The sequence below is a fragment of the Mesorhizobium sp. Root552 genome (assembly GCF_001427285.1).
Taxonomy (GTDB): Bacteria; Pseudomonadota; Alphaproteobacteria; order Rhizobiales; family Rhizobiaceae; genus Mesorhizobium.
This window is the reverse complement of the sequence record NZ_LMFV01000003.1, coordinates 1-23,644: the sequence shown is the minus strand read 5'-3', so window position 1 is coordinate 23,644 and position 23,644 is coordinate 1. Positions and strand designations below refer to the sequence as shown.

General features: G+C 62.5%; 17 protein-coding genes and 1 pseudogene. 9 read left to right on the top strand and 9 right to left on the bottom strand.

The window, feature by feature from the left end:
* Positions 1–22 precede the first annotated feature (22 nt).
* Both ASD50_RS01885 and ASD50_RS01880 read right to left on the bottom strand, forming a co-directional pair.
* Positions 23–1,222: a 2-aminoethylphosphonate--pyruvate transaminase gene (locus ASD50_RS01885; RefSeq protein WP_056235167.1), complete on the bottom strand. Its 1,200-nt coding sequence runs from the start codon at positions 1,220–1,222 to the stop codon at positions 23–25.
* Between the two features lie 104 nt (positions 1,223–1,326).
* Entirely contained in the window at positions 1,327–2,991 is a 1,665-nt protein-coding gene (locus ASD50_RS01880) for a Na/Pi cotransporter family protein (RefSeq protein WP_056235163.1), read from the bottom strand.
* 108 nt (positions 2,992–3,099) lie between these two features.
* Here ASD50_RS01880 and ASD50_RS01875 point away from each other — a divergent pair, with 108 nt between their 5' ends.
* Complete coding sequence (locus tag ASD50_RS01875) at positions 3,100–3,969, top strand: LysR substrate-binding domain-containing protein (RefSeq protein ID WP_056235316.1); 870 nt, start codon at positions 3,100–3,102, stop codon at positions 3,967–3,969.
* 18 nt (positions 3,970–3,987) lie between these two features.
* Here ASD50_RS01875 and ASD50_RS01870 read toward each other — a convergent pair whose 3' ends face one another.
* The 5 genes and pseudogenes from ASD50_RS01870 to ASD50_RS01850 form a co-directional block, all read right to left on the bottom strand.
* Positions 3,988–5,274, bottom strand: a complete 1,287-nt coding sequence (locus ASD50_RS01870) for an NAD(P)/FAD-dependent oxidoreductase (protein WP_056235158.1) — start codon at positions 5,272–5,274, stop codon at positions 3,988–3,990.
* Between the two features lie 61 nt (positions 5,275–5,335).
* A complete protein-coding gene (locus tag ASD50_RS01865) occupies positions 5,336–5,704 on the bottom strand; it encodes a four helix bundle protein (RefSeq protein ID WP_056235154.1) in 369 nt (122 codons plus the stop codon).
* Between the two features lie 19 nt (positions 5,705–5,723).
* Positions 5,724–7,145: a glutamine synthetase family protein gene (locus ASD50_RS01860; RefSeq protein WP_056235150.1), complete on the bottom strand. Its 1,422-nt coding sequence runs from the start codon at positions 7,143–7,145 to the stop codon at positions 5,724–5,726.
* Between the two features lie 166 nt (positions 7,146–7,311).
* Positions 7,312–8,877: pseudogene (gene ctaD / locus ASD50_RS01855) on the bottom strand (cytochrome c oxidase subunit I); the annotation flags it as partial.
* Positions 8,878–9,010: 133 nt separating this feature from the next.
* Positions 9,011–9,676 (bottom strand): 5-formyltetrahydrofolate cyclo-ligase, encoded by a 666-nt coding sequence (locus ASD50_RS01850; RefSeq protein ID WP_244484398.1) that lies wholly within the window; start codon positions 9,674–9,676, stop codon positions 9,011–9,013.
* Between the two features lie 149 nt (positions 9,677–9,825).
* Here ASD50_RS01850 and ASD50_RS01845 point away from each other — a divergent pair, with 149 nt between their 5' ends.
* The gene (locus tag ASD50_RS01845) at positions 9,826–10,665 is read left to right on the top strand and encodes a LysR family transcriptional regulator (protein WP_056235311.1); all 840 of its coding nucleotides are present in this window, start codon (positions 9,826–9,828) and stop codon (positions 10,663–10,665) included.
* A gap of 34 nt (positions 10,666–10,699) precedes the next feature.
* Here the strand turns inward: ASD50_RS01845 and ASD50_RS01840 are convergent, their stop codons facing one another.
* Positions 10,700–10,927: a hypothetical protein gene (locus ASD50_RS01840; protein ID WP_056235142.1), complete on the bottom strand. Its 228-nt coding sequence runs from the start codon at positions 10,925–10,927 to the stop codon at positions 10,700–10,702.
* A 446-nt stretch (positions 10,928–11,373) separates the two neighbouring features.
* On the opposite strand from ASD50_RS01840, the gene ASD50_RS01835 reads away from it, so the two are divergent.
* Positions 11,374–13,392 (top strand): hydantoinase/oxoprolinase N-terminal domain-containing protein, encoded by a 2,019-nt coding sequence (locus tag ASD50_RS01835; protein WP_056235139.1) that lies wholly within the window; start codon positions 11,374–11,376, stop codon positions 13,390–13,392.
* A gap of 137 nt (positions 13,393–13,529) precedes the next feature.
* Here the strand turns inward: ASD50_RS01835 and ASD50_RS01830 are convergent, their stop codons facing one another.
* Positions 13,530–15,071 (bottom strand): FAD-dependent oxidoreductase, encoded by a 1,542-nt coding sequence (locus ASD50_RS01830; RefSeq protein ID WP_056235134.1) that lies wholly within the window; start codon positions 15,069–15,071, stop codon positions 13,530–13,532.
* Between the two features lie 178 nt (positions 15,072–15,249).
* On the opposite strand from ASD50_RS01830, the gene ASD50_RS01825 reads away from it, so the two are divergent.
* From ASD50_RS01825 to ASD50_RS01800, 6 genes are all read left to right on the top strand, one after another.
* Positions 15,250–15,942, top strand: coding sequence for an RNA polymerase sigma factor (locus ASD50_RS01825; RefSeq protein ID WP_056235308.1), 693 nt, complete (start codon positions 15,250–15,252; stop codon positions 15,940–15,942).
* A 123-nt stretch (positions 15,943–16,065) separates the two neighbouring features.
* Positions 16,066–16,380: a cupredoxin family copper-binding protein gene (locus ASD50_RS01820; RefSeq protein ID WP_056235129.1), complete on the top strand. Its 315-nt coding sequence runs from the start codon at positions 16,066–16,068 to the stop codon at positions 16,378–16,380.
* Between the two features lie 274 nt (positions 16,381–16,654).
* Positions 16,655–17,419, top strand: a complete 765-nt coding sequence (locus tag ASD50_RS01815) for a Crp/Fnr family transcriptional regulator (protein ID WP_056235124.1) — start codon at positions 16,655–16,657, stop codon at positions 17,417–17,419.
* Between the two features lie 237 nt (positions 17,420–17,656).
* The gene (locus ASD50_RS01810) at positions 17,657–18,973 is read left to right on the top strand and encodes a hypothetical protein (RefSeq protein WP_056235120.1); all 1,317 of its coding nucleotides are present in this window, start codon (positions 17,657–17,659) and stop codon (positions 18,971–18,973) included.
* A gap of 669 nt (positions 18,974–19,642) precedes the next feature.
* Entirely contained in the window at positions 19,643–21,481 is a 1,839-nt protein-coding gene (locus ASD50_RS01805; RefSeq protein ID WP_056235115.1) for an assimilatory sulfite reductase (NADPH) flavoprotein subunit, read from the top strand.
* 8 nt (positions 21,482–21,489) lie between these two features.
* On the top strand, positions 21,490–23,217 hold the full coding sequence (locus tag ASD50_RS01800) for an NADPH-dependent assimilatory sulfite reductase hemoprotein subunit (protein WP_056235112.1): 1,728 nt from the start codon (positions 21,490–21,492) through the stop codon (positions 23,215–23,217).
* Positions 23,218–23,644: the final 427 nt, after the last annotated feature.

The following is a 23,644-nucleotide window of genomic DNA, read 5'->3' as shown; positions in this document are numbered from 1 at the left end:
TTCTTCCTGGTTGGGGCGGGGTTCAGGCAGCGAGCTTGGCGCGTTCGTCGAGCGCCTCGCGGGGCGGAGCGGCATCGGTCACACCCATTTCGGCGAGCGAGGCGGCGGCGGCTTCGACCACGCGGCGCATGACGTGCTCGTCCATGCGGCCGATGCAGCCGACGCGGAAGGAATCCACCACGGTGAGCTTGCCCGGATAGATGATGAAGCCCTTGTCCTTCATGAACTCGTAGAAGCGGTCGAAGGCGAAGTTCTCATGCGCCGGACAGAAGAATGTGACGATGATCGGCGAGAGCCAGCGGTCGGAGAGCAGCGTCTCGAAACCGAGCTCGCGCATTCCAGCTACCATGACATCGCGGTTCTTCATGTAACGGGCGCCACGGGCTGGGACGCCGCCTTCGGCTTCGTGGATCTTGAGAGCCTCGAGAAATGCCGCGACGACATGTGTCGGCGGGGTGAAGCGCCATTGACCGGTCTTTTCCATCGTCGCCCATTGCGCATGGATATCGAGCGACAGCGAGTGGCTGCGGCCCTTGGCGGCTTCCAGTTCGCTCTTTTTGGCGATGACGAAGCCGAAACCGGGCACGCCCTCGATGCATTTGTTGGCCGAGGAAACCATGGCCTCGTAGCGGATCTCGTTGACGTCGAGCGGGATGGCGCCGAAAGCGCTCATCGAATCGACCAGAAGCTTGCGGCCTTTGGCATAGACAGCCTCCGAAATCTCGGCGACGGGGTTGAGGATGCCGGAGCTGGTTTCGCAATGAATGGCGATGACATGGGTGATCGCCGGGTCGGCATCCAGAGCGGCCGCCACCTCGTCACCGCGCGGCGGCATGTAGTCGCCCTTGTCGATGAGTGTGTGGGCCCGGCCGAGATACTGCATCGTCTGTGCTGCGCGCAGGCCGTATGCGCCGTTGGCAAGCACCAGCACCTTGCCGTCCTTCGGCACGAAGGAGCCCAGCATGGCCTCGACGCAGAACGATCCGCTGCCCTGGATCGGCACGCAGTCGAACTCGCCCTTGCTGTCGCCGGTGAGCGCAAGCAGGCGGCGGCGCAGATCGGCCGTCATGGCGCGGAAATCGGCATCCCATGACCCCCAGTCCCGGAGCATGGCCTGCTTGACCGAATAGGCGGTGGTGAGTGGACCCGGCGTCAGCAGATAGGGTTCGCCCAGTGCTGGCCGTTCAAAGCCGTTTGTTGCTAATGTCGCCTCGTCCGACATGGCCGTTTCTCCAATCGACTATCATTGATCGTGGCCATGATGCGGTGTCGTGATGCATTTGAAAAATCGTTATTTTGTATCCGTATATAGATTATACTTATGCATCAGCCGATGCGAGCCAGGCGGCTGGTCAACAGGTCGCCGTTTTCCATCAACAGCGGATAGGCAACCGTGACCAGAAGCGAGTTGAATTCCTTCAGGGCCCGCACCGCTTCCAGGTGGATGTCGCTGGTTTCGATGCTTTCTGCGATGCCGGATTGCAGCCGCATCAGGTGCTGTTCGTGGCTGTGCCGCTCCATGTCGCGCACCCGTTCCTTTTCCGCGGCAAGCTGGCGGGCCGTGGACAGGTCGTTGGAAACCAGCACGTTCAGTGCCAGCTGCAGGTTTTCAGCCACGCGTGCGTGAAGTTCCTTCATTTCTTCGAGGCCGGCAGTCGAAAATGCGAGCCGTTTCTGGGCGCGTTCCGCCGCCAGCGCGAGCAGGTTCTTGGCGACAATGTCGCCGGCATGTTCGAGGTTGATGGCGACATCGGTAAGCTCGATGCCGCGGCGTATATCCTGTGCGGACAAGCCGCCCCGATTGAGCTCGGCTATGTAGAGCTTGATCTCGGTATGGGTGCTGTTGACGTCTTCATCGATCTTCTGGACCCGGGCGATCTCCTCTTTCGATCCATCGACCAGAAGATGCATGACCGGGGCAAACATCGATTCGATGAGCTCTCCCATCCTGAGCAGTTCACGCGTGGCGCTGGTGAGAGCGAGCTTCGGATTGCCGATGACGGTACGATCGAGCGCGGAGGTGCGGCGGCCAAGCAAGCCTTTTTCGCCGTCTTTCGCGACAGGGTCGGGGATCAGGCGCAACGTCAGCCGGGCCATCGCTCCGGCAAAAGGCAAGCTGACGACGGCGAGGCAGGCGTTGAAGGCGACATGGAGATTGACCAGCGCCGCGCCTGCGCCTCCCAGTTTTTCGACCGGCAGGGCCAGCGCCTCGATCAGCGCGAGGGCGATGATGGCACCGGCAAGGCGAAACAGAAGGTTGCCGACCGGAATGCGCCGCGCCTGCACCGGCATGCCGCGCGACAGCCAGAAGGCAATCAGGCCGCTGCCGACATTGGCGCCCAGGACCAGCGGCACGCCGGCTTCGAGCGGAACAAGCCCTTGCGCCGCGAAGGCCGCGATCATCAGCACCGCGGCGACCGAGGAGTGGATGAGCCAGGTGAAGGCAAGGCCCAGCAGAAAGGCGGTGACGTAGTCACTGGCGAGATAGCCTGACAGCGCAGGCAGCAGGGCGGCGTCCCGCAACGGCCCGGTCGCCTCGCCGATCAGCCTCAGCGACAGAAGCATGAAGCCCGCGCCGAGGATCATTCGGCCCGTCTCCCGCACGGTCTGGCCGGGAATCTTGAGGTGCATGATGCCGCCGACGAGCAGGCAGACGGGGATCAGCCAGCCGAGGTCGAAGGACAGCACACGCACGACCAGCGCCGAGCCGAAATCGGCGCCGAGAAGCAGCGCAAGCCCGACCGGCAGGGCAAGCATGCCGCTGGCGGCGAAGCCGCAGGCCAGCATTGCGACCGCGGTGGAGCTCTGCAGCGCCACCGCCACCACCGTGCCGCCGAAAAGCGCCTTGACCTCGCTGCCCTTCGCATTGCCGAGCAGCCGCCTCAGCGTCGAGGCATGGGCGCGTTCCATGCCGGTGCGAACCATGTGCACCGCATAGAGCAACAGCAAAGTAGCACCCGCGAGGTGCAGCAGGATGAGCGAGAAATGCATGGCCGGCCTCGATCGGACAATGAAACAGGTTCACTTTCCGCTTTACATAAGTCAATTCGTTAGTTTCTATAGTTGCATTATTCTACCTTATAGATGGTGGTGTCACCGATGCGATATGTGCAATTGCGTGCCTTTCATCACGTCGCCGTCTGCGGTGGGTTCTCGAGGGCCGCGGAAGCGCTGTTCCTGACCCAGCCGGCCATCTCCGACCAGGTGCGCAAGCTGGAGGAGGAATATGACGTCCTCCTGTTCAATCGGCACAAGAAGCAAGTCACGCTCACCCAGCAGGGTCAGCGTCTTTTGGAAATCACGCACCGCATGTTCGATACCGAGCAGCAGGCGCTCGACCTTTTATCGGAATCGCGCGCGCTCCGGGCCGGCACCTTGCGCATCGTCGCCGACGCCGCGCACCATCTTGTCCAGATACTCGGCCGGTTCCGCGCCAGATATCCCGGCATTCAGGTGACGGTTCGCGCCGGCAACACCGAGAGCGTCATCACCAGCCTGTTTGCCTACGAGGCCGATATCGGCGTGCTGGGCGAAATCCCGCAGGGGCGTGAGTTCGATATACTGAAGCTCAACTCCTCGCCGATTGTCGCCTTCGTCGCCCACAATCACCCTTTGGCTGGCGCGCGCAAACTCAACCTCGCCGATCTCGCCAAACAGCCGCTTGTGTTGCGCGAACGCGGTTCCAAGACCAGGTACAAGCTGGAATCTCTGGCCGAGAGCATGGGCGTCGAACTGGTGCCGACGATCGAAGCCGAGGGTCGCGAGGCGATACGGGAAATCGTGGCGTCAGGTGTCGGCGTGGGCTTCGTCACCAAGGCGGAATTCGGTCTTGATGCACGTTTGAAGCCGATCCTCATCGACGGGCCGGAGACGCTGATGGATGAAGCCCTGATTTGCCTGCGGGAACGCTCCAGCGGCAAGCTGGTCAAGGCCTTCTGGGACATCGCGCGCGACGTGGCGGACGACTGAACGCCACGTCGATTGATTTCAGAAGCGGTCGCGCAGCGCGAACCAGTTCAATGCCAGGAACAGGAGCGGGGTGCGGAATGTACGTCCACCGGGGAAGGAGGGGATTTTCAGGTCCTCGATGAGCTTCAGCCGGTCGCGGTTGCCGCCGACCGTTTCGGCATAAAGTTTGCCGACGAAATTCGACAGCATCACGCCATGGCCGGAATAGCCGCCGGCCGAAATGACGTTGGGCATGACTTCGCGCACGAACGGTTTGCGCGGAACGGTGATGCCGACATAACCGCCCCAGCCATGCGTGATCTCGACATCCTTCAGCGATGGGTAGATTTCGGTGATCTGCTTGCGGATATGGATGTGGATGTCCTTGGGGTCGTTGACGGCATAGATCTCGCGGCCGCCGAACAGCAGGCGCCCGTCCTTCGACTTGCGGAAATAGCGCACGACGAAGCGGGAATCGTCGACCGACTCGCCCCCCGGCAGCACGGGCGAGCCGGCGCCGAGCGGCACGGTTGCGCCGATGAACGAGCCGATCGGCATGATATGGGCGGCGCTGACCGGCTCCAGCGTGCCGCCATAGGCGTTGACCGCGATCAGGCATTTGTCCGCAGTGACCGTTCCCTTCGGCGTCGTGACCTGGACCTTGCCGCCATTGGTGGCGACGCCGGTCGCGGGCGTGTTCTCGTAGAGATGCGCACCGGCCTCGGCAGCGATGCGCGCCGTGCCGACGACCAGCTTGAGCGGATGGATATGGCCAGTACCGGCGTCGCGAACGCCGCCGAAATAATGTGTCGAGCCAAGCCGCTCGGCCGTTTGCTTGGCATCCATGAAGGAGAGGTGCGGATAGTCGAAGCGGTTTGCCATGATCTCGGCATGCGCCTTGTAGTCATCGACGAAGCGCTTCTTGTGAGCAACCGACATCTGGCCCGGCATATAGTCGATGTCGATCCTGTTGGCCTCGGCAAATTCCAGGAGATGCGTCTTGGCTTCCTCGGCCATGTCGAACAGCGCCTTGGCCCGGGTCAGGCCATATTCCGCCTCCATCTCCTCGGCCCAGGCGCGTTGCCCGGTGCCGAGCTGGCCGCCATTGCGGCCGGATGCGCCATCGCCAAAGCGGTGTGCCTCGATCAGCACGACATCGCTGCCGGCTTTGGCGAGATGGGCTGCTGCGGACAGGCCGGTGAAACCGCCGCCTATGATGACGACATCAGCCTTTCGGCTACCTTCAAGCGCAGGATATTCCGGTCGCGGGCCGGCAGTATCCTCATACCATGAGCGGCCGGGTGAAATGGGGGACTGGTAGGGCATGGGGCGGTACACAGATTAGGGCAATAGGGGAATAAGGCAGTAAGGCAGTAAGGCAGTAGAACTAGCTGTCGGATAGCTTGCGGATGAGGAGTCGCAACAGTTTGCCGACGCTTTCGCTTGAACTCATCAGTGGTGCGATCGAATTCGCGGGGGCGAGATCGATACGTTGGGCAATTTGCAAATGCGTTTCCAGTTCTTTAAGCGATCCTTGCGCGATCTTTAAGAAGTGCTGGTAGGATGCTCTGCTCTCCCGACCGAAACCTTCAGCGATATTGGCGGGGATGGACGAAGCGGCACGGCGGGCCTGACCAGTCAATCCGTAGAGTTCTTCCCTGGGCCAGGATCGGGTGAGTTCATAAGTTGAAACTGCCAAGTCCATAGCTTGCTGCCAAACAAGAAGATCTTTGTACGAATCAATCTTTGACGGCATTTCTCCCTACTGCCCTAAATCACACATTCAGCAGCAGATACTCCCGTTCCCACGGGCTGATGACTTCCATGAAGGTTTCGAACTCCGCCCGCTTGATCGCCGCATAGGTGGTGGCGAAGGTCATGCCCAGCATCTCGCACAGTGCCTCGTCGCCCTCGAACAGGTCGACGGCTTCGAGCAGCCCGCGCGGCAGGTCGATCTCGTCCTCGTTTGCGGTGGTCAGGATCGGCGGCTCAGGCTTGACCTTGGTGGTCATGCCGATGAGGCCGCAGGCCAGCGACGCCGCCAGCGCCAGATAAGGATTGGCATCCGAGGAAGGAATGCGGTTTTCGACGCGTCGCGCCGCGGGGTCCGAGCGCGGCACCCGGAAAGCCGTGGTGCGGTTGTCGTAGCCCCACTTGTTGTTGACCGGCGCGGACGCCGCCTGCGTCAGCCGCCGGTAGGAGTTGACGTAGGGCGCGAACATGACCAGCGCATTCGGCACATGTTTCTGCATGCCGCCGATGAAATGGAAGAAGGCGTCGGTTTCCGAGCCATCCTCGGCGGTGAAGATGTTCTTGCCGGTCTTCTTGTCGATGATCGACTGGTGGATGTGCATGGCCGAGCCGGGTTGCCCCTGGATAGGCTTTGCCATGAAGGTGGCATAGATGTTGTGCTTGAGCGCCGCCTCGCGAATGGTGCGCTTGAACATGAACACCTGGTCCGCAAGTTCGACCGGGTCGCCGTGGCGCAGGTTGATTTCGAGCTGGCCGGCACCCTCCTCGTGGATCAGCGTGTCGATCTCGAGGCCCTGACTTTCGGAAAAGTGGTAGATGTCGTCGATCAGTTCATCGAACTCGTTGACGCCGGCGATGGAATAGCCGGCGCCGCCGCCGATGGCGCGGCCCGAACGTCCGACAGGAGGTGTCAGCGGATAGTCGGGGTCGGGGTTCTTATGAACGAGATAGAACTCGATTTCCGGCGCGACGACCGGCCGCAAGCCGCGCTTGTCGTAGGCGGCAAGAACGCGCTTCAACACGTTGCGCGGCGTGAACTCGACCGAACGCCCGTCCTGGTGCACCAGATCGCAGATCACGGCAGCCGTCGGGTCTTCCTCCCACGGCACGACGGTCAGCGTCGACAGGTCGGGCAGGAGCTTGAGGTCGCCGTCATCTTCCGGATAGACGAAGCCGTTGCCATCCTCCGGGTAACCGCCGGAAATGGTTGCCATGAACACGGCCGAAGGCAGGGCAAGCGAAGTGTTGGACGTGAATTTCTTCGACGGCATCATCTTGCCGCGGGCGACACCGGCCTGGTCCGGGGTGATGCACTCGATGTCTTCGATGCCGCGCCACTCAAGCCAGTCTGTGGCTTCTCTCCAGTTTTTGACTCCGCGCAGGTTCTTGACGAATGCGGGAGTGCGGGCGCGTTTCGGGCGAATTTCCTTTTTTGCAGGCGGCATCAATCACCAGAACAAGTTGAAGTGGCCGAAGTATGCCGCTTCGCCAGACGGAATGGAAGGGGCTCGGGGCTGACGTCGCGTTCGCCCGGCCTTTGTCCTTCCCCGAAGCAGAAACGGAGGGCAAAACCTTGCCCTCCGTCGAAGCGGCTCGTCGATATCGCTTTCGTCAGCGGATCAGCGGCAGTTGCTGGAACTGGTGGTAGGGCGGTGGCGACGACAGTGTCCACTCGAGCGTCGTGGCGCCGGCGCCCCACGGATTGGCGGCGGCAACGCGCTTGCGGTTGAAGGCCTCCAGGATCATCAGGAAGAAGATCAGCAGGCCGGCAGCCGCGATGTAGGAGCCGACCGAGGAGATGTAGTTCCAGCCGGCATAGGCATCGGGATAGTCGGCATAGCGGCGCGGCATGCCGGCAAGGCCGAGGAAGTGCTGCGGGAAGAACACCAGGTTGACGCCAATGAACATCGTCCAGAAATGCAGCTTGCCGAGCGCCTCATTGTACATGTAGCCGCTCATCTTCGGGAACCAGTAGTAGAAGCCGGCGAAGATGGCGAAGGCCGCGCCCAGCGACAGCACGTAGTGGAAGTGGGCGATGACATAGTACGTGTCCTGGAAAGGACGGTCGAGGCTCGGATTGGCGAGCTGCACGCCAGTCACGCCGCCGATGGTGAACAGCAGCACGAAGCCGGTTGCAAACAGCATCGGCGTCTTGAACTCGATCGAGCCGCCCCACATCGTGGCCAGCCAGGAAAACACCTTCACGCCGGTTGGAACCGCAATCACCATGGAGGCGAAGGCGAAGTAGCGCTGCGAATCGACCGACAGGCCGACCGTGAACATGTGGTGCGCCCACACGACGAAGCCGATCCCGCCGATCGCCACCATGGCGTAGGCCATGCCGAGATAGCCGAAGATCGGCTTCCTGGAGAAGGTCGAGATGACGTGACTGATGATACCGAAGCCGGGCAGGATCATGATGTAGACTTCAGGATGGCCGAAGAACCAGAACAGATGCTGGTAGAGGATCGGATCGCCGCCGCCGGCCGGTTGGAAGAAGGTCGTGCCGAAATTGCGGTCGGTCAGAAGCATGGTGACCGCACCAGCGAGCACTGGCAGCGACAAAAGCAGCATGAAGGCGGTAATCAGCATGCCCCAGGCGAACAGCGGCATCTTGTGCATGGTCATGCCGGGCGCGCGCATGTTGAGGATCGTGGTGATGAAGTTGATCGCGCCGAGGATCGAGGACGCGCCGGACAGGTGGATCGACAGGATCACGAGATCCACGGCGGGACCTGGCTGGCCGTCGGTGGAGAAGGGCGGGTAGAGCGTCCAGCCGCCACCGTGGCCGAGCGAGCCGGGAGCTCCCGGCACGAACATGGAGGTGACGAACAGGATCAGCGAGACGACCAGCAGCCAGAACGAGATGTTGTTCATGCGCGGGAAGGCCATGTCCGGTGCACCGATCATGATGGGCACCATCCAGTTGCCGAAGCCGCCGATCAGTGCTGGCATGATGACGAAGAAGATCATGACCAGCCCATGCGCACTGACCACGACGTTGTAGTAGGCGGGATCGGCAAAAATCTGCATGCCCGGTTCCTGCAGTTCCATTCTGAGCAGGACCGACAGACCGGTTCCGAGGATTCCGGCAAGGAGCGAGAACGCCAGATAGAGCGTCCCGATATCCTTGTGGTTGGTCGAAAATAGCCAGCGGCCAATGAAGCCGGGGCTATGGTCAGCCTCGGCGGTCGTGGTGTGGGACATAGTTTCTCATCTGCCTTTCAAGTTGGCAGGCTTGCGGTCTCTGCGGGTGGCGGGTGGTTGAACCTGTCGTCACGGGTCGGGGGAGACCGAGCCTGCTTTGTTGTCATTCATCCGTAACGATGGCGTCCAATGCGATGTCGTGGGGTTGTGGGTAGATCGTGGCGAGCCTGCTTTCGGCGGCGCCCACGCCGATGACGAATGCGCGCCGCGGCATGGCGGCCAGCGTGCGGTCGAAGAAGCCGCCGCCATAGCCAAGCCGGAAGTTGGCTGCGTCGAAGCCGACCACCGGCGCTATGGCCACGTCCGGCTGCACGGATGGGCCGCGCGATGGAACCAGTATGTTCATGAGGCCGCGTTCCAGCGGATCGCCGGGCGACCAGATGCGGAACTCCAGCGGCCACCCCTTTCGGATGACGACCGGCAAGGCGATCCGCCCGCCGCGCTCGATGATGCGGATCGACCAGTTGCGCAGGTCCGGCTCGCCCCTGAACGGCCAATAGCTGCTGATGATGCGCCCGCTGACCTTGCCGACGATACGGTCGAGCGTCGCCGCGATGCGATCTGAACGCGCCTGCCGTTCTTCGGCGCTGAGCGCCAGCCGTGCTGCGATCAGGCGTTTGCGTTCGGCGGTGCGCCAGCGCGCCACATCCGTCCAGCCCTCCTGCCTGGGGGCGGTGCCGTTCACACCATCTTCCGATACTTCGTGCATGAAGCACGGCGGCGACGCATAGGCGCCAGGCTCGGGTGTTCCCGTTCGCTTGTCTGCCATATGCGCTCCGTTCATGCCGCCGTCGCGGCCCTTCGTACAGGCCTCGGCCCGCCCCACCTCACATGCGACGGTGCGCCGCTTGAAAGCAGAACGCAAACGGAATTAAATGCTTCATTGACGCAATATTATTGCACTAAATGGGGGTTGGTGTGGATATTGATCGAGCGCGCACGTTCCTTGAAATCGTGCATTCCGGCAGCTTCCTGCGTGCGGCGGAACGGCTTTTCGTAACGCAGACCACGGTCAGCGCTCGCATTCGCACGCTCGAGGAGGAGCTTGGCCGGCAGTTGTTCGTGCGCAACCGCAACGGCGCCCACCTGACGCCGGCGGGGCGGGAGTTCGAGCGCTTCGCCCAGTCGTTCGTGCAGATCTGGGAGCGCGCCCGCCACCAGCTTGCGATACCTAGCGGGCGCACGAGCGTGGTGGCGCTCGGCGGCGAACTCAGCCTGTGGAACCCGCTCCTGCTCGACTGGCTGGTGTGGATGAAGAAGTCCAAGCCGGAGATCGCCATTCACGCTCATGTCGGCGTGCCCGACCAGTTGCTGGAACAACTGAGGACCGGTGTTCTGGACATCGCCGTGCTCTACGCCCCGAAGCTGCTGCCGGGCTTCAGGGTCGAGCTTCTCGAGGAGGAACAACTGGTGCTGGTGCGCAGCAAAGACACCGAGGCCACCAGTTCCAAGGATTATGTCTATGTCGACTGGGGCCCGCTTTTCGCGGCCCAGCACGATTCCGGATCGGCGACGTTTGGCGAACCGGGCCTTCTTGTCGGCCTCGGCCCGCTCGGCCTGAGCTATATTCTGCGCGCCGGCGGCATGGGGTATTTCCGCAAGGGCGTCATCGCCCCTCATCTGGAATCGGGCGAACTCGAACTCGTCGAGGGTGCGCCCGAATTCACCTATCCCGCCTATGCCGTCTACCCGGAACCTGCCGAAGCACGCACCGACATACAGGACGCGTTGCGCGGACTTGAGGAAGTCGTGCGGTAGGGCGTGTCCGGGATGCCGACCGGACCTCGGAAAGTCAGTCTTCCGAAGGTTGCGCGTCGCGTGCCGCAAGCAAGGTGCCGATGACCAGTTCGCGTCCGGCCCGGTTGATGCCGATGCCGCGCGGCCTGTCTTCCACCAGACCAAGTTCAATCAGCCTTTGGCCCAGCGTCTTGTCCAGTTCAGGGTAGGGGCCGCGGTTCAGGCGCTTGAGTGCAGTTTGTTCTTCCTTGCTAAGATCGTTCCAGCCCGTCGTCACTTGCATGTCTTTCCTGCATTGTGAGCCCGGTGAAAACGGAACCGCCGGGCCGCATTATCTAGTTGCTTTCGCACTGCATTGTCGTGGCAGCCGCGCTTGGCGCATGGCGATCCGGTGTGCCGGCTCGCCGTTCGCGGGCGTTCCGCCCCTCAAGTCTGCATGAAAAAATGCGCGTGGAAAGCCTGTGTTGCGACGCCGGATGGCGGCGGTTCAACGCAAGATTATTGCCTTGAAACCGCAATAAATTTCGCTTGCATTATTCCAATGTGCGGGCGATGGGTCTGGCCGTCGCGCTCCATCCTGCAACAGGTTGGACCGCTGGTTGCTGCAAAGCAGAGTTTTGCCGTGTCATCGAGTGCCGTCAAATCCAGTGAGCGGACCTGTGCGTTCATTGCCGGGCAGGATGGCAGGACGACGGTCACTTGCTTGCGGATAGGGATGGCCGACCGGAAATGACAGTTCAGGCATTGCAGGCATCTTCGCTTTACCTTGGCATCGACACGGGCGGCACCTACACCGACGCCGTCTTGTGGTCCGAGACGACGGGCATCGTGGCCAAGGCGAAGTCCCTGACCACGCGCCATGATCTCGCCGAGGGCATTGCCGGCGCTGTCGATGCGGTGCTGGCAGAGGCTGCCATCGAGCCCGGCACAATCAAGCTTGTCTCGATGTCGACGACGCTTGCCACCAACGCGCTGGTCGAGGGCCAGGGCGGTCGGGTCGCGCTGGTCATGATCGGTTTTGGCGAAGACGATCTTTCCCGCAACGGCCTCTCCGGCGCGCTGGGCTCCGATCCCGTGATTTTCTGCACCGGCGGCCATGACGTCCACGGCAACGCCAGCGAGCTTTCGCTGGAACCGCTCGAGGCGGCGCTGTCCACACTGGACGAGACGGTATCGGGCGTGGCGGTCGCCGCCTATTTCGCCGTACGCAACCCGGAACATGAAATCGCCGCCCGCAAGCTGATCCGCGAGCGCACGCGTCTTCCCGCCACCTGCTCGCACGAACTGACGTCGAAACTCGGCGGTCCTCGGCGCGCGCTGACGACGCTGCTCAATGCACGGCTCATTTCGATGATCGACCGGCTGGTCGATGCCACAGAGGGCTTCCTGCACAAGCGCGGTATCGCGGCGCCGTTGATGGTGGTGCGCGGCGATGGTGCGCTGGTTACGGCCGAGTTCGCCCGCTCGCGTCCGATCGAAACCATACTGTCCGGCCCGGCGGCAAGCCTTGTCGGCGCGCGCCACATGACCGGCTTCGACAACGCGGTCGTTTCGGATATCGGCGGTACGACGACCGATATTGCCGTGCTCGACGGCGGCAGGCTCAGGCTCGATCCCGACGGCGCGACCGTCGGCGGCATGCGCACCATGGTCGAAGCGGTAGCCATGCGCACCTTCGGCCTCGGCGGTGATTCCGAGGTCGCGCTCAAGGATCATTCGCTGGTAACGACCATCGTGCTCGGCCCGCGCCGGCTCGTGCCTCTGTCGCTCGCCGCCGTCAAGCATGGCGAGATCATCGCCAAAGGCCTGAACCGGCAGTTGCTGAGCCCGACCACGAGCAGGCTCGACGGCCGCTTTGCCATGCGCACCGGCGTGCCCGAGCGGCTGGCTTCCGGCCTTTCGAACACCGAAGCCAGGCTTTATGCGGAGCTGACGTCAGAACCTGCCCCGCTCGACCGGCTGCTGGCTTCCACGTCGCAGATCGCGACGCTCAACCGTCTCGTCGCGCGCGGGTTGGCCCATATCGTCGGCTTCACGCCGTCTGACGCGGCGCACGCGCTTGGCCGGCAGGCGAACTGGAACGCCGAAGCAGCCAGGCTCGGTGCTGAGCTTCTTGCCCGCCGCCGCAACGGCCAGGGCCAGACGATTGCCGAGAGCGGGGACGATTTCTCGGAAATGGTGCTTGCCGCCGTCACCCGCCGCTCCGCCGAAACCATGATCGAGACGGTGTTTGCCGAAGATGGCCTTGAGGCTGATGTCTCCGTTGCCAACGTTCTCGTCCAGCGGGCCATCAACAAGGAGGGTGGCATGGCGCGCCTGTCGATTGCGCTGGACCGCCCGGTGATCGGCCTCGGCGCCTCCGCCCATCTCCACTATGCCAAGCTGCCCGCCCTGATCGGCAACGACTGCGAGATCGCCCGCGACGCCGATGTCGCCAATGCGCTGGGTGCGGTTGTCGGGCAGGTGCGCATGTCGGCCGAGGCGCGCGTCAGCCAGCCGGAGATCGGACTGTTCAGGGTCAATGCCGGCGAAAGGCTCGATGATTTCGAGACCGAGGAAGAAGCGATGGCGGCAGCCGAGGCGCATATCCGCGAGATGGCTGCCGTGCTTGCCGAGCGGGCCGGAACCGACCAGGCCCGCATCGAGATAGCCCGCGACATCAAGGTTGCGACGATCGAGGGCGAGCGCAGTTTCGTGGAAGCCTTCGTCGTGGCGACGGCGACCGGAAGGCCGCGCGTCGCCTCTTGATGCATGTCTCCCGAAAGCGGGAACCGGTTTCGGGATAAAGACAGGCATAAAATCAAGGAGCCAAAGCGTGCCAAGCGAATCTGAAAGATCGCGACACGCTTTGGAGCGTTTCCAGCCAACCGTAAAACGCCCGGGTATCAGGCTGCGGCTTCACCGCCCATCGAAGCTTCGCAGGCTAGGGATTGCGCATCCCGCCCGATTGCGGCGACGGCGACGACCTTGCCTGCGATCTTGTAGCTGATGATGCAGTCGCGGTCGGCAAGGCTGCCTTCGATCTCGATGTCGTCCCACGAGCGGGTGTAGCCGGTGTAGCGGATGGTGACGTCGTAGTGCGCGCTCCAGAAGAACGGCACGCTCAGGAACGGCCGCTCGAAGCCCAGCATGTTCTCGGCAGCGATCTGCCCCTGCCGCTGGGCGACGACCCAGTGCTCGACGCGCCGCGACTGTTCGCTGGCGACATCGTGCCACCGCGCCGCGTCGCCTGCGGCGAAGACGCCGGGCACATTCGTCTCGAGATATTCATTGACGACGATGCCTTGGTCGACGGTGAGGCCGGACGTGCTGGCCAGTTCGACGCGCGGCCTGACGCCAACCCCAATGATGACGATGTCGGCCGCTATCTCGCGGCCGTTCGTCAGGATCACCGTCTTGTCGTTGATGGTGCCGATCGTCGTGTCGAGATGGAACTTGACGCCGTGCTCTTCGTGGACGCCGCGGATGAAGTCGCCGAGATCGGGACCGAGGATGTGCTCGAACGGCCGGCTGTCCTGCGTCACGACATGGACGCCAAGGCCACGGTTGCGCAAGGCTGCCGCAACCTCCAGGCCGATGAAGCCGGCGCCCAGAACCACCGCTGACTTCGCATGCTGGATGTTGTCGATGATGGCGCGGCTGTCGACCAGCGAGCGAAGCATGAAGACATGCGGGCGGTCGACGCCGGGAATCTTGAGGCGGATCGGCTCCGCTCCTGTTGCCAGCAGCAGACGGTCATAGCCAAAGGCGCGGCCATCCTCGGCAATCACGGTACGCTTGTCCGTGTCGATGCGTTCGATGGCGGTCGACAGATGGAGGTCGATCCGGTTGTCCTTGTAGAACTCGTCCGAACGCAGCGGTATCCATGCCTCCTCCGCCGTGCCGGCGAGGTAGTCCTTGGACAGGTTGGGACGGTCGTAGGGGGCGTCGGCGTCGGCGCTGATCATGGCAAGCTCGCCGTCATAGCTGCGCCGGCGCAGCATCTCGGCGGCGGCAAAACCTGCCGCGCCCCCACCGACGATGACGATCTTCCCGGGGTGGGCGGCCGCACCAGTCTCCGGCGCGGCGGCAACGCCATCCACCGCCGGCAGCTTGTCGCTCACCGAAACAGTGTCGCCCGTGCGCACCACTTTCCAGCGCGCCAGCGGATCGAAGGCGGGTGCATTGACCGCCTCGCCCGTGCGCAGGCTGAAACAGGCATGGTGCCAGGGGCAGCGCACCGTATCGCCGACCACGATTCCGTGCGCCAGCGGCGCGCCGTAGTGGGTGCAGTTGGCGCCGACGGCCATGATTTCTTCGCCGACGCGGGCAAGCACCACCGGCTCGCCATCGACGTGCCCCTGGAGAAGTCCGTTCTCGCCGAAGGCGTCTATGGCGACGCCTTGCGTCAGGTCGGGTCCGGTTTCCTGCGGCTCATGTGATGACATCGTTGCGCTTCCTCTTAAAAACGGGCGCTCATCAGGCGAGCACGTTCTGGGAGCTTGGATGATTTAACGCCAAAAAGGTTCCCCGGCGAAGCCTTTTCCGGCACCGAATTTGCTGGCGCGCAATGACGGGAACCTTTTTTCGGCCGCGCCATCTAATTGCCAAAACGTGGAGGAAACCATGGCACCTGTTGGCAAGCCCCTTGCGCGAAGCACGGACGGCCTGAGCGACGTTGAACTCGTGGAACGGGCCCGCGCCCGGGACGCGGCAGCCTTCCGCATAATCATGAAGACGCACAACCAGCGGCTCTACCGGCTGGCGCGAGGCATCGTGCGCAACGACAGCGAAGCCGAGGATATTGTCCAGGAGGGCTATGTTCGCGCGTTCTCGCACCTCGATGGCTTCAGGGGCGACTCCTCGCTTGCCACATGGCTGTCGCGCATCGTCATCAACGAGGCGCTTGGGCGTATGCGCAAGAAACGGCGTTCGGTCGAAGTGCCGGAATCGAGCCGGCAGCCCGAAGCCACCATCATTCAGTTTCCAGTCAATATCAGCAATGACGATCCGGAACGGACCATGGCGCAACGGCAAATCCTCAATCTCGTCGAACGTGCAACCGATAATTTGCCGGATGTCTACCGCACTGTGTTCGTCGCTCGCGTCATCGAAGGGCTCAACATCGACGAGACGTCCGAACTGTTGGGTGTCAAGCCGGAGACTGTGAAGACCCGGCTCCATCGCGCCCGGCAGCTTGTGCGCAAGGAACTCGATGCGCAGATCGGCCCCGTCCTGCTCGATGCCTTCCCGTTTGCGGGCCGGCGCTGCGAACGCCTGACCGTCGCCGTGCTTGGCCGCCTCGGCCTGTCGGAATGACCCGACGGGTCGTGCCGTGCGATTTCCGGGAACGTTTCTGAGTACCGCGTATCCAATGAGTAACGGATGACAGGTCGGGCGTAGCGCTCGGAACTGCGCCGGTACAAGCTAGGAATCAGCAAATTGAGACAGTCCATTTTCATCGCGGCAACGTTGGCGTTTGGCCTCTTCGGCGCTGCGGCGCAGGCCGAAACCATCCAGGTGCAGATCAACAAGCTCGTTTACAACCCGATCGACGTCCAGGCGAAGGTCGGTGACACCATCGAATGGGTCAATAACGATCCGTTTGCGCACACCGCGACGGTAAAGGGTGGCTGGGAAGTCATGCTGCCGCCGAAGAAATCGGGAACTTACGTTGTGACGGAGGCGGGCACCATCGACTACTACTGCCGCTTCCACCCCAACATGAAGGGCCGCATCATCGTATCCGCCAAGTAGTGGCGGCTCCGGGTTGCCTGCGCTGTTGCAGGCCTGCCGTCGGATGACAGACCCGCCTTCCCTGTAGCCACGACGGACTGCGGGGAAGGCATGCAGGAGCCACGCGTCGGCTTGTGACGCGCGGCAGGCAAGGAAAGCCTCCGACAGCCGCCGCAGGCTGGCTTTCCATCGGTGCGCCGTTCCCTTCACGGCGCACCAGCCTGTCCGGCTTCGGCCTTGAGCGATCGTGTGGCGGTACACAAAAAAAGTCCAGCAACTCTATCCGGGGTGCCTCATGACACTTGCCGTGTGCGAAGCCGTATCTTCCGAACTCATCAACAAGCGCGGCGACCGCCTGGCCGCTGAGATGGCGATGGGACGCCAGGCAACCATTTCGAACGCCCTGTGTTCGGCGTTCGGCCATGGCAACTGCGCCGAATTTCTGTCCAGCCGGCGGCTGACCTCCTTCCGCAAGAACGACGTGATCTACAATGTCGGCGACCGTGATCGCTTGTTCTTCTTCATCAAGAGCGGCTTCGTGAAGGTGGGCGCCACCACATCGAGCGGCAGCGACGTCATCTACGACCTGCGCTGCCAGGGCGACGTCGTCGGTGAGCTTTGCCTGACCGAGACCGAGCGCCCGGATTGGGCTGTCGCGCTGGAAAAGGTCGAGGTGGTCGCGGTGCCGTTGCACGAGATCAGGCAGTTGCTGGCGGCAAAGCCGGCGATGATGACGGCTATGATCGATATCTTCAGCCGCACCCTCAAGGACGCCTACAGCCAGATCAACACCCTTGCCGCCGACGGCACGGTGCGGCGGCTGGCCAACGTGCTGTCGGTTCTCGCCCGCAAGGTCGGCCGGCAGTCCGGCGAGATGGTCGAGATACCGATCTACCTTACGCAGGAAGAGATCGCGCAGATGGTCGTTGCGCGACGTGAAAGAATATCCACTGCCTTGAATAGTCTCAGAAGAAACGGCGTAGTCCAGTACACGACGCGCGGTGTCCTCATGGTCGACAAGAACAAACTGGAAGCCATGTCGGATATCTCATTCGAATAATAAATTCAGGTTGTTACGAAGGTAACTGACAATGCTTCCGCTCTAAGCAACCATCCCCGTTAGAATTTGGCGTGTCCTTTGAAATTCTGGATGCGGCTGGATTCCAGCGCATGACCCGAACCGAAATCGACTTTCGGAAAGGATCGAGCGCCGACTGAAAGATCTGCAGCGACCTTTGCGCGTCCAGCCAGACGCGCGGCGCTGTAACGGCAACGAACTCGAATGTCTGAGGGTGTCATGAAACGGAAAGCTCTGCTGATAGGAACGGCGGCTTCGCTTGGGATGGTTGTGGCCATCGGGGCGACGACTGCGGCCAAGGTCGACGGATACGACGCAGCGGCTGGCAAGTACGCACGTACCATGCTTGACCAAGGCAAGAAAACCTTTCGCTACGACACGTTCGGCAGCGAGGCCTTCTGGGGCGATGCGCTACAACTGCACAAGGCGGTGGCCGGCGAAAAGAACGGTGGCGTCGGTCCCGGCGTGTCGCCAAAAACGGCACTGGCAGTCGGCCTGAAGGTCGATGCCGATGCGCTGCCAAAGGCTCTCAAGAGGAAGATCGCGGCTGGCAAGGTCAATCTCGACGATCCGGCAACGACGCTCGCTTTGCTGAAGCTGAACGCGGTCGTTGGTGTCAAGGCTTTCCTGAACAAGGATGGCAGCGTCAAGTCGATGGGCATCCAGTGCTCGCTGTGCCATTCGACGGTTGACGATTCATTCGCGCCCGGTATCGGCAAGCGTCTCGACGGCTGGGCCAACCGTGACCTCAATGTCGGCGCGATCGTCTCGCTGGCGCCCAACCTGAAGCCCTTCACCGACCTGCTCGGCGTCGATGCCGACACGGTCAAGAAGGTGTTGGCAAGCTGGGGCCCCGGTCGCTACGACGCCTATCTCGACAAGGACGGCAAGGCGCTACGTCCCGACGGCAAGGCTGCCGCGACGATGATTCCGCCGGCCTTCGGCCTTGCCGGCTTCAACCTTGCGACATCGACCGGCGCCGGCTCGGTGACCTATTGGAACGCCTATGTCGCCGGCACCGAAATGCACGGCATGGCAACGTTCGTCGACCATCGCTTTGACGACAAGAAGCAGTATCCGGTGGCCTCCAAGTCGGGTTCCGGCAATACGCGCCACTCGCCGGACGATGCCACGGGCAAGCTGGCGGCGCTTCATTTCTACCAGTTGTCGCTGCCCGCACCGAAGGCTCCGGCCGGAACGTTTGACAAGGCCGCCTTCAAGCGCGGCGAGGCCGTGTTCTCGGGCGCCGGCAAGTGCTCGACCTGCCACGTGCCGCCGCTGTTCACCGAACCGGGCTACAATATGCACACGCCTGAAGAGATGGGCGTCGACAGCTTCCAGGCTGATCGTTCTCCGACGCATATGTACCGCACGGCCCCGCTGGCAGGGTTGTGGTCGCACCAGAAGGGCGGCTTCTACCATGACGGCCGCTTCGCCTCCCTGCTCGACGTGGTCAATCACTACGACAAGCAGTTCAGCCTGAACCTCAGCCAGCGCAACAAGTCCGACCTGGTCGAATACCTGAAAGGTATCTGATCCATAGCCTTCGGGCGGTTCCGGGAAACGCGAAACTGGTTTCCCGGAATCGTCCTGGGTGAGGTCAGCGTGGCTTTTGCCGCGCAGGTCCTCCGCCCGGTAGCGGAAGTGAGCGTGCAGGACGTGGGTGGTCGTCCCTGCAATGCTCCTTTTTGCTGCCGGGCGGAGGCTTTTCGTTGTCTTGCTGCGGGGAGATAAGTGAACGTCGGAAATCGCGAAATCACGCCGACTTGCCTGCTTTGCCGGTCACCTGACGGGTATGGCAGCGCGGTAGCGATCGCTTCCGGGAAGCCATACGAAGCCTGCGGCACAAGGCAAATTTGCCAAAAATCGCCCAGTCGATAGCCTTCAACCCTGATTTTGAGGCTGGAACCGCGCTTCGGCGCAAAAAAATTTCAGCCGCCCGATCGCATATTTCATCCAAGCAGCCCCTTGTTGTTAGAAGGATTGATGCGTCTGGCCGACACCCGGCAGAACGCCCGTTTCAAGAATAATTGACTGCAATTTTCTTGCACCGTAGAAGCAATATCATTCGTTTGTCAGGCGTCGTGGTCCGAGTCATTTCTGCCGCCGAAAGACTTCAAAACCGCATGATTTCAATGTGTTCGAGCTGCCGCGCCGTGCGGCGGCAGGGCATCGCTTTGTCACGCGGGCGAGGGAGGAACCGAGATGACGGCACTTCAATTTCCCGGCCCGGGATTTACGGCAGAGCAATGGGAACGCCTGAGCACGCTGGCGGTTTCGCTGCATCCGGGCCAGGCGCTTTGGATCAGCGGCTATTTTGCCGGCATTGAACATAGCGCGCGCGGTTTCGCGGGCGCTTCCGACCTGGCCTTCCCGCTCCACGCGCCGACGACAGCGGTGCCTGCCGCGGCCCCGACCCGCACGCTGACCATCCTCTACGGCAGTGAAACCGGAAACAGCACCGGCGTTGCCAAGCTGTTGGCCGACGCCGCGCGCAAAGCAGGCGTCGAGCCGGTGCTTGCCGACATGGCCGAATACAAGCCGCGCAAACTGAAGGACGAGCAGGACATCCTGGTCATCACCAGCACGCATGGCGAAGGCGAGCCGCCGCTATCGGCGGTCGGCTTTTTCGAATTCGTGGAAAGCCGCAAGGCACCGCGCCTCGAAGGCGTCCGTTACGCCGTGCTGGCGCTGGGCGATTCGACCTACGAATATTTCTGCGGTGCCGGCAAGCGGCTCGATGCCCGCCTGGCCGAACTTGGCGCATCGCGCCTGCACGAGCGCGTCGATTGCGATGTCGACTACGACGATCCGGCGGACGGCTGGGTCAAGGCGGCGGTAGAGAAAATCAAGCCGGACGCCACGCCGGCCAGTCAGTCGAATCGAGCAGCCGCTTTCGCCACTCCGGCTTCCGCGACAGCGCCCGCCTATGACAAGCGCACACCGTTCACTGCAACGATCATCGACAACCTTGCGCTGACCGGCAAAGGCTCGAGCAAGGAGACGCGCCACATCGAACTGTCGCTGGCCGGCTCGGGCCTCACCTTCGAACCGGGCGATGCCCTGGGCGTGATGCCGCGTAATGACCCTGCTGCGGTCGATGCACTTCTCGCCGCATTGTCGCTTTCCGCCGACGCCACCCTCGCCATCAAGGACCGAGCCACAACGCTGGGTGAAGCGTTGTCTTCAACGCTGGAAATCACTGCCGCGACGCCGCGTTTCATCGACCATTGGGCCGAGGTGAGCGGTGCGGAAGAACTGAAGGCCCTGCGCGGTGAAGCCGCAGTCGAAGCCCGCGCCGCCTTCCTTCGTTCGAATCATGTCGTTGACATTGTGCGGCGGTACCCCGTCGCGGGCGTTGATGCCCAGACATTCGCCGCAGGACTGCGCCCTCTGCAGCCGCGCCTCTATTCGATTGCGTCGAGCCTTTCGGCGGCCCCGGACGAAGTGCATCTGACGGTGAGCACCGTGCGCTATGAACTTAACGGCGAGCCGCGCTTCGGGGTCGCTTCCGGTCATTTCTCGCACCATGCGGAACCGGACACGGAACTGCCCGTCTACGTCCAGGCCAATCCGCATTTCCGGCTGCCGGCGGACGACGCCCCGATCATCCTGATTGGGGCCGGTACCGGCGTTGCGCCCTACCGTGCCTTCTTGCAGGAGCGCGAGGCGCGGGGCGCGTCGGGCAAATCCTGGTTGTTCTTCGGCGAGCGCAATTTCGATAGCGACTTCCTCTACCAGACCGAATGGCAGGGGCTTCTCAAGGACGGCGTGTTGAGCCGCATGAACGTCGCCTTCTCGCGCGACGGCGCGGCAAAGACCTATGTCCAGCATCGGCTGCTTGAACAGGCGCGCGATGTCTACGCATGGCTGGAGGAAGGCGCACACATCTATGTCTGCGGCGACGGGGCAAAGCTCGCACCCGACGTGCATTCCACGCTGGCGTCGATCGTGAGTGAACAGGGCGGTCTCGGCAAGGCCGCCGCCGCCGAATACCTCGCCGGGCTCAAGAGCAGCCACCGCTACCAGATCGACGTTTATTGAGGCCGGTAATGACCCTGCTTGAAAAAGACCGCAGCCGCGATGTCTCTCAACCGCTCGACCGCTTGGGCCCGGACGAGACGCTGAAGGCAAACAGCGACCAGTTGCGCGGCACCATCGCCGCCGGCCTCGACGCGGAGCTGACGGCGGCGGTGCCGGGCAACGACATCAAGCTGATGAAGTTCCACGGCATCTACCAGCAGGACGACCGCGATATCCGCGACGAGCGCCGCCGCCAGAAGCTGGAACCGGCCTACCGTTTCATGGCGCGGGTGCGGCTGCCGGGCGGCGTGCTGTCGCCAGCGCAATGGCTGAAGCTGGATGAGCTTGGCCGCGCCTATGGCGGCGAATCGCTCAGGCTGACGACGCGCCAGACCTTCCAGTTCCACTACATCCACAAGCAGAACCTGCGCTCGCTGATCCAAGGGTTGCGCGACGTGCTACTCGATACCAAGGCGGCGTGCGGCGACGATTCGCGCGGCGTCATGGCCTCGATCAATCCGCAGCTCTCGGCCCTGCACGCTGAGGTTCATGCCTTGGCCAAGAAGGCCAGCGACCACGCCATTCCCAAGACCGGCGCCTACAAGGAAATCTGGTACGGCGAGGAGCGCACGCCGGTGAGCGGGCCGGAAGAGCCGCTTTACGGCAAGACCTATATGCCGCGGAAATTCAAGATCGGCTTCGTCGTTCCGCCGATCAACGATATCGATGTCTATGCGCAGGATCTCGGCTTCATCGCCATTGTCGACAACGGCAAGCTCGTCGGTTTCAACATTGCCATCGGCGGCGGCATGGGCCGCACCGACCAGGCGCCGCAGACTTACCCGCGGCTGGCCAGCGTCATCGGCTTCGTGCCCGCCGACAAGGTTCTGGAAACCTGCGACGCGGTGATGGCGGTGCAGCGCGACTATGGCGACCGCCTGGATCGCGGCCGCGCGCGCTTCAAATATACCGTCGATGACAAGGGGCTGGACTGGATCGCGACGGAAATCGAAAACCGGCTCGGCTTTGCACTTGAACCCGCCCGCCCCTACAGCTTCACCTCCAATGGCGACCCGATCGGCTGGACCACCGGCGAGGATGGCCGCGAGCATTGCACGCTGTTCATCCAGAACGGCCGGGTCAGCAACTTCCCCGAACGGGCCTTGCTTGATGGCCTGCGTGCAGTGGCCCGCATCCACAAGGGCATGTTCCGCGTCACGCCGAACCAGAACCTGATCATTGCCGACATTGCGCCGAAGGATCGGCCGGCGATTGAGAAGGTGTTGAAGGAGTTCAAGCTCGACGGGCTTCAGGCCGGCAGTGGCCTGCGGCTCAATTCGATGGCCTGCGTTGCCTTGCCGACCTGCGGGCTGGCGATGGCGGAGAGCGAGCGCTATCTGCCCGATCTCGTCACCAAGATCGAGGCGATCCTGGCCGAGCATGGCCTGATCGACGAACCGATCACCATCCGCATGACCGGCTGCCCCAATGGCTGTTCGCGTCCTTATATTGCCGAGATCGCGCTGACCGGCCGCGCGCCGGGCAAATACAATCTTTATCTCGGCGGCGGTTTCCATGGTGAACGCCTCAACAAGATGGCGCTCGAAAATGTCGGCGAGAAAGCCATCCTCGACCTGCTTTCGAAGGTGATCGCGCATTTTGCCCGCGAGCGCCTGCCGGGCGAGCATTTCGGCGACTTCGCCATTCGCGCCGGCTACGTCGCGGAAGTGAAGGAAGGCCGCTTCTTCAACGACTGACTCAATCAGGCTGCCAATACCCCGGTATCGTGCGGTCCGGAAACCAGGAAATCGGCCCACTGCCCAGCGTCGCTGGCGGTGGGCTTTTTCGTCGCATTCCGTGGCAATCGCTGGTCATGTACACGACATTGGCTGGCCTCAAACCGACGGTTCACGTTGGGTCAAACACGCGAAATGCAAAAGCATTGTCACGTCGGGTGCCTATTACACTTGCATAAAATATCATATTTACAGGCCGTTCCCGCTGGCCGACCCTATACGTGAGGAACCTGTCCAACAGGGCTGGACGTATTTCGGGAGGCCGAACATGAATGACATGACTGCATTGGCGATGCAGGATCTGCTGATCGACGGTCGCCGCGTGAAGCCCCTGTCGGGCCGCTATTTCAACACTGTGAACCCTGCCACCGAGCAGGTCATCGCCCAG

Bases quoted from the DNA above. Each gene is read 5' to 3' on its own strand.
- ASD50_RS01870 (WP_056235158.1), bottom strand. From the start codon at position 5,274: ATGCCCTACCAGTCCCCCATTTCACCCGGCCGCTCATGGTATGAGGAT.
- ASD50_RS01810 (WP_056235120.1), top strand. From the start codon at position 17,657: ATGAAACGGAAAGCTCTGCTGATAGGAACGGCGGCTTCGCTTGGGATG.
- ASD50_RS01850 (WP_244484398.1), bottom strand. From the start codon at position 9,676: ATGGCAGACAAGCGAACGGGAACACCCGAGCCTGGCGCCTATGCGTCG.
- ASD50_RS01800 (WP_056235112.1), top strand. From the start codon at position 21,490: ATGACCCTGCTTGAAAAAGACCGCAGCCGCGATGTCTCTCAACCGCTC.
- ASD50_RS01865 (WP_056235154.1), bottom strand. From the start codon at position 5,704: ATGCCGTCAAAGATTGATTCGTACAAAGATCTTCTTGTTTGGCAGCAA.
- ASD50_RS01875 (WP_056235316.1), top strand. From the start codon at position 3,100: ATGCGATATGTGCAATTGCGTGCCTTTCATCACGTCGCCGTCTGCGGT.
- ASD50_RS01880 (WP_056235163.1), bottom strand. From the start codon at position 2,991: ATGCATTTCTCGCTCATCCTGCTGCACCTCGCGGGTGCTACTTTGCTG.
- ASD50_RS01815 (WP_056235124.1), top strand. From the start codon at position 16,655: ATGACACTTGCCGTGTGCGAAGCCGTATCTTCCGAACTCATCAACAAG.
- ASD50_RS01835 (WP_056235139.1), top strand. From the start codon at position 11,374: ATGACAGTTCAGGCATTGCAGGCATCTTCGCTTTACCTTGGCATCGAC.
- ASD50_RS01885 (WP_056235167.1), bottom strand. From the start codon at position 1,222: ATGTCGGACGAGGCGACATTAGCAACAAACGGCTTTGAACGGCCAGCA.
- ASD50_RS01840 (WP_056235142.1), bottom strand. From the start codon at position 10,927: ATGCAAGTGACGACGGGCTGGAACGATCTTAGCAAGGAAGAACAAACT.
- ASD50_RS01860 (WP_056235150.1), bottom strand. From the start codon at position 7,145: ATGCCGCCTGCAAAAAAGGAAATTCGCCCGAAACGCGCCCGCACTCCC.
- ASD50_RS01825 (WP_056235308.1), top strand. From the start codon at position 15,250: ATGGCACCTGTTGGCAAGCCCCTTGCGCGAAGCACGGACGGCCTGAGC.
- ASD50_RS01830 (WP_056235134.1), bottom strand. From the start codon at position 15,071: ATGTCATCACATGAGCCGCAGGAAACCGGACCCGACCTGACGCAAGGC.
- ASD50_RS01805 (WP_056235115.1), top strand. From the start codon at position 19,643: ATGACGGCACTTCAATTTCCCGGCCCGGGATTTACGGCAGAGCAATGG.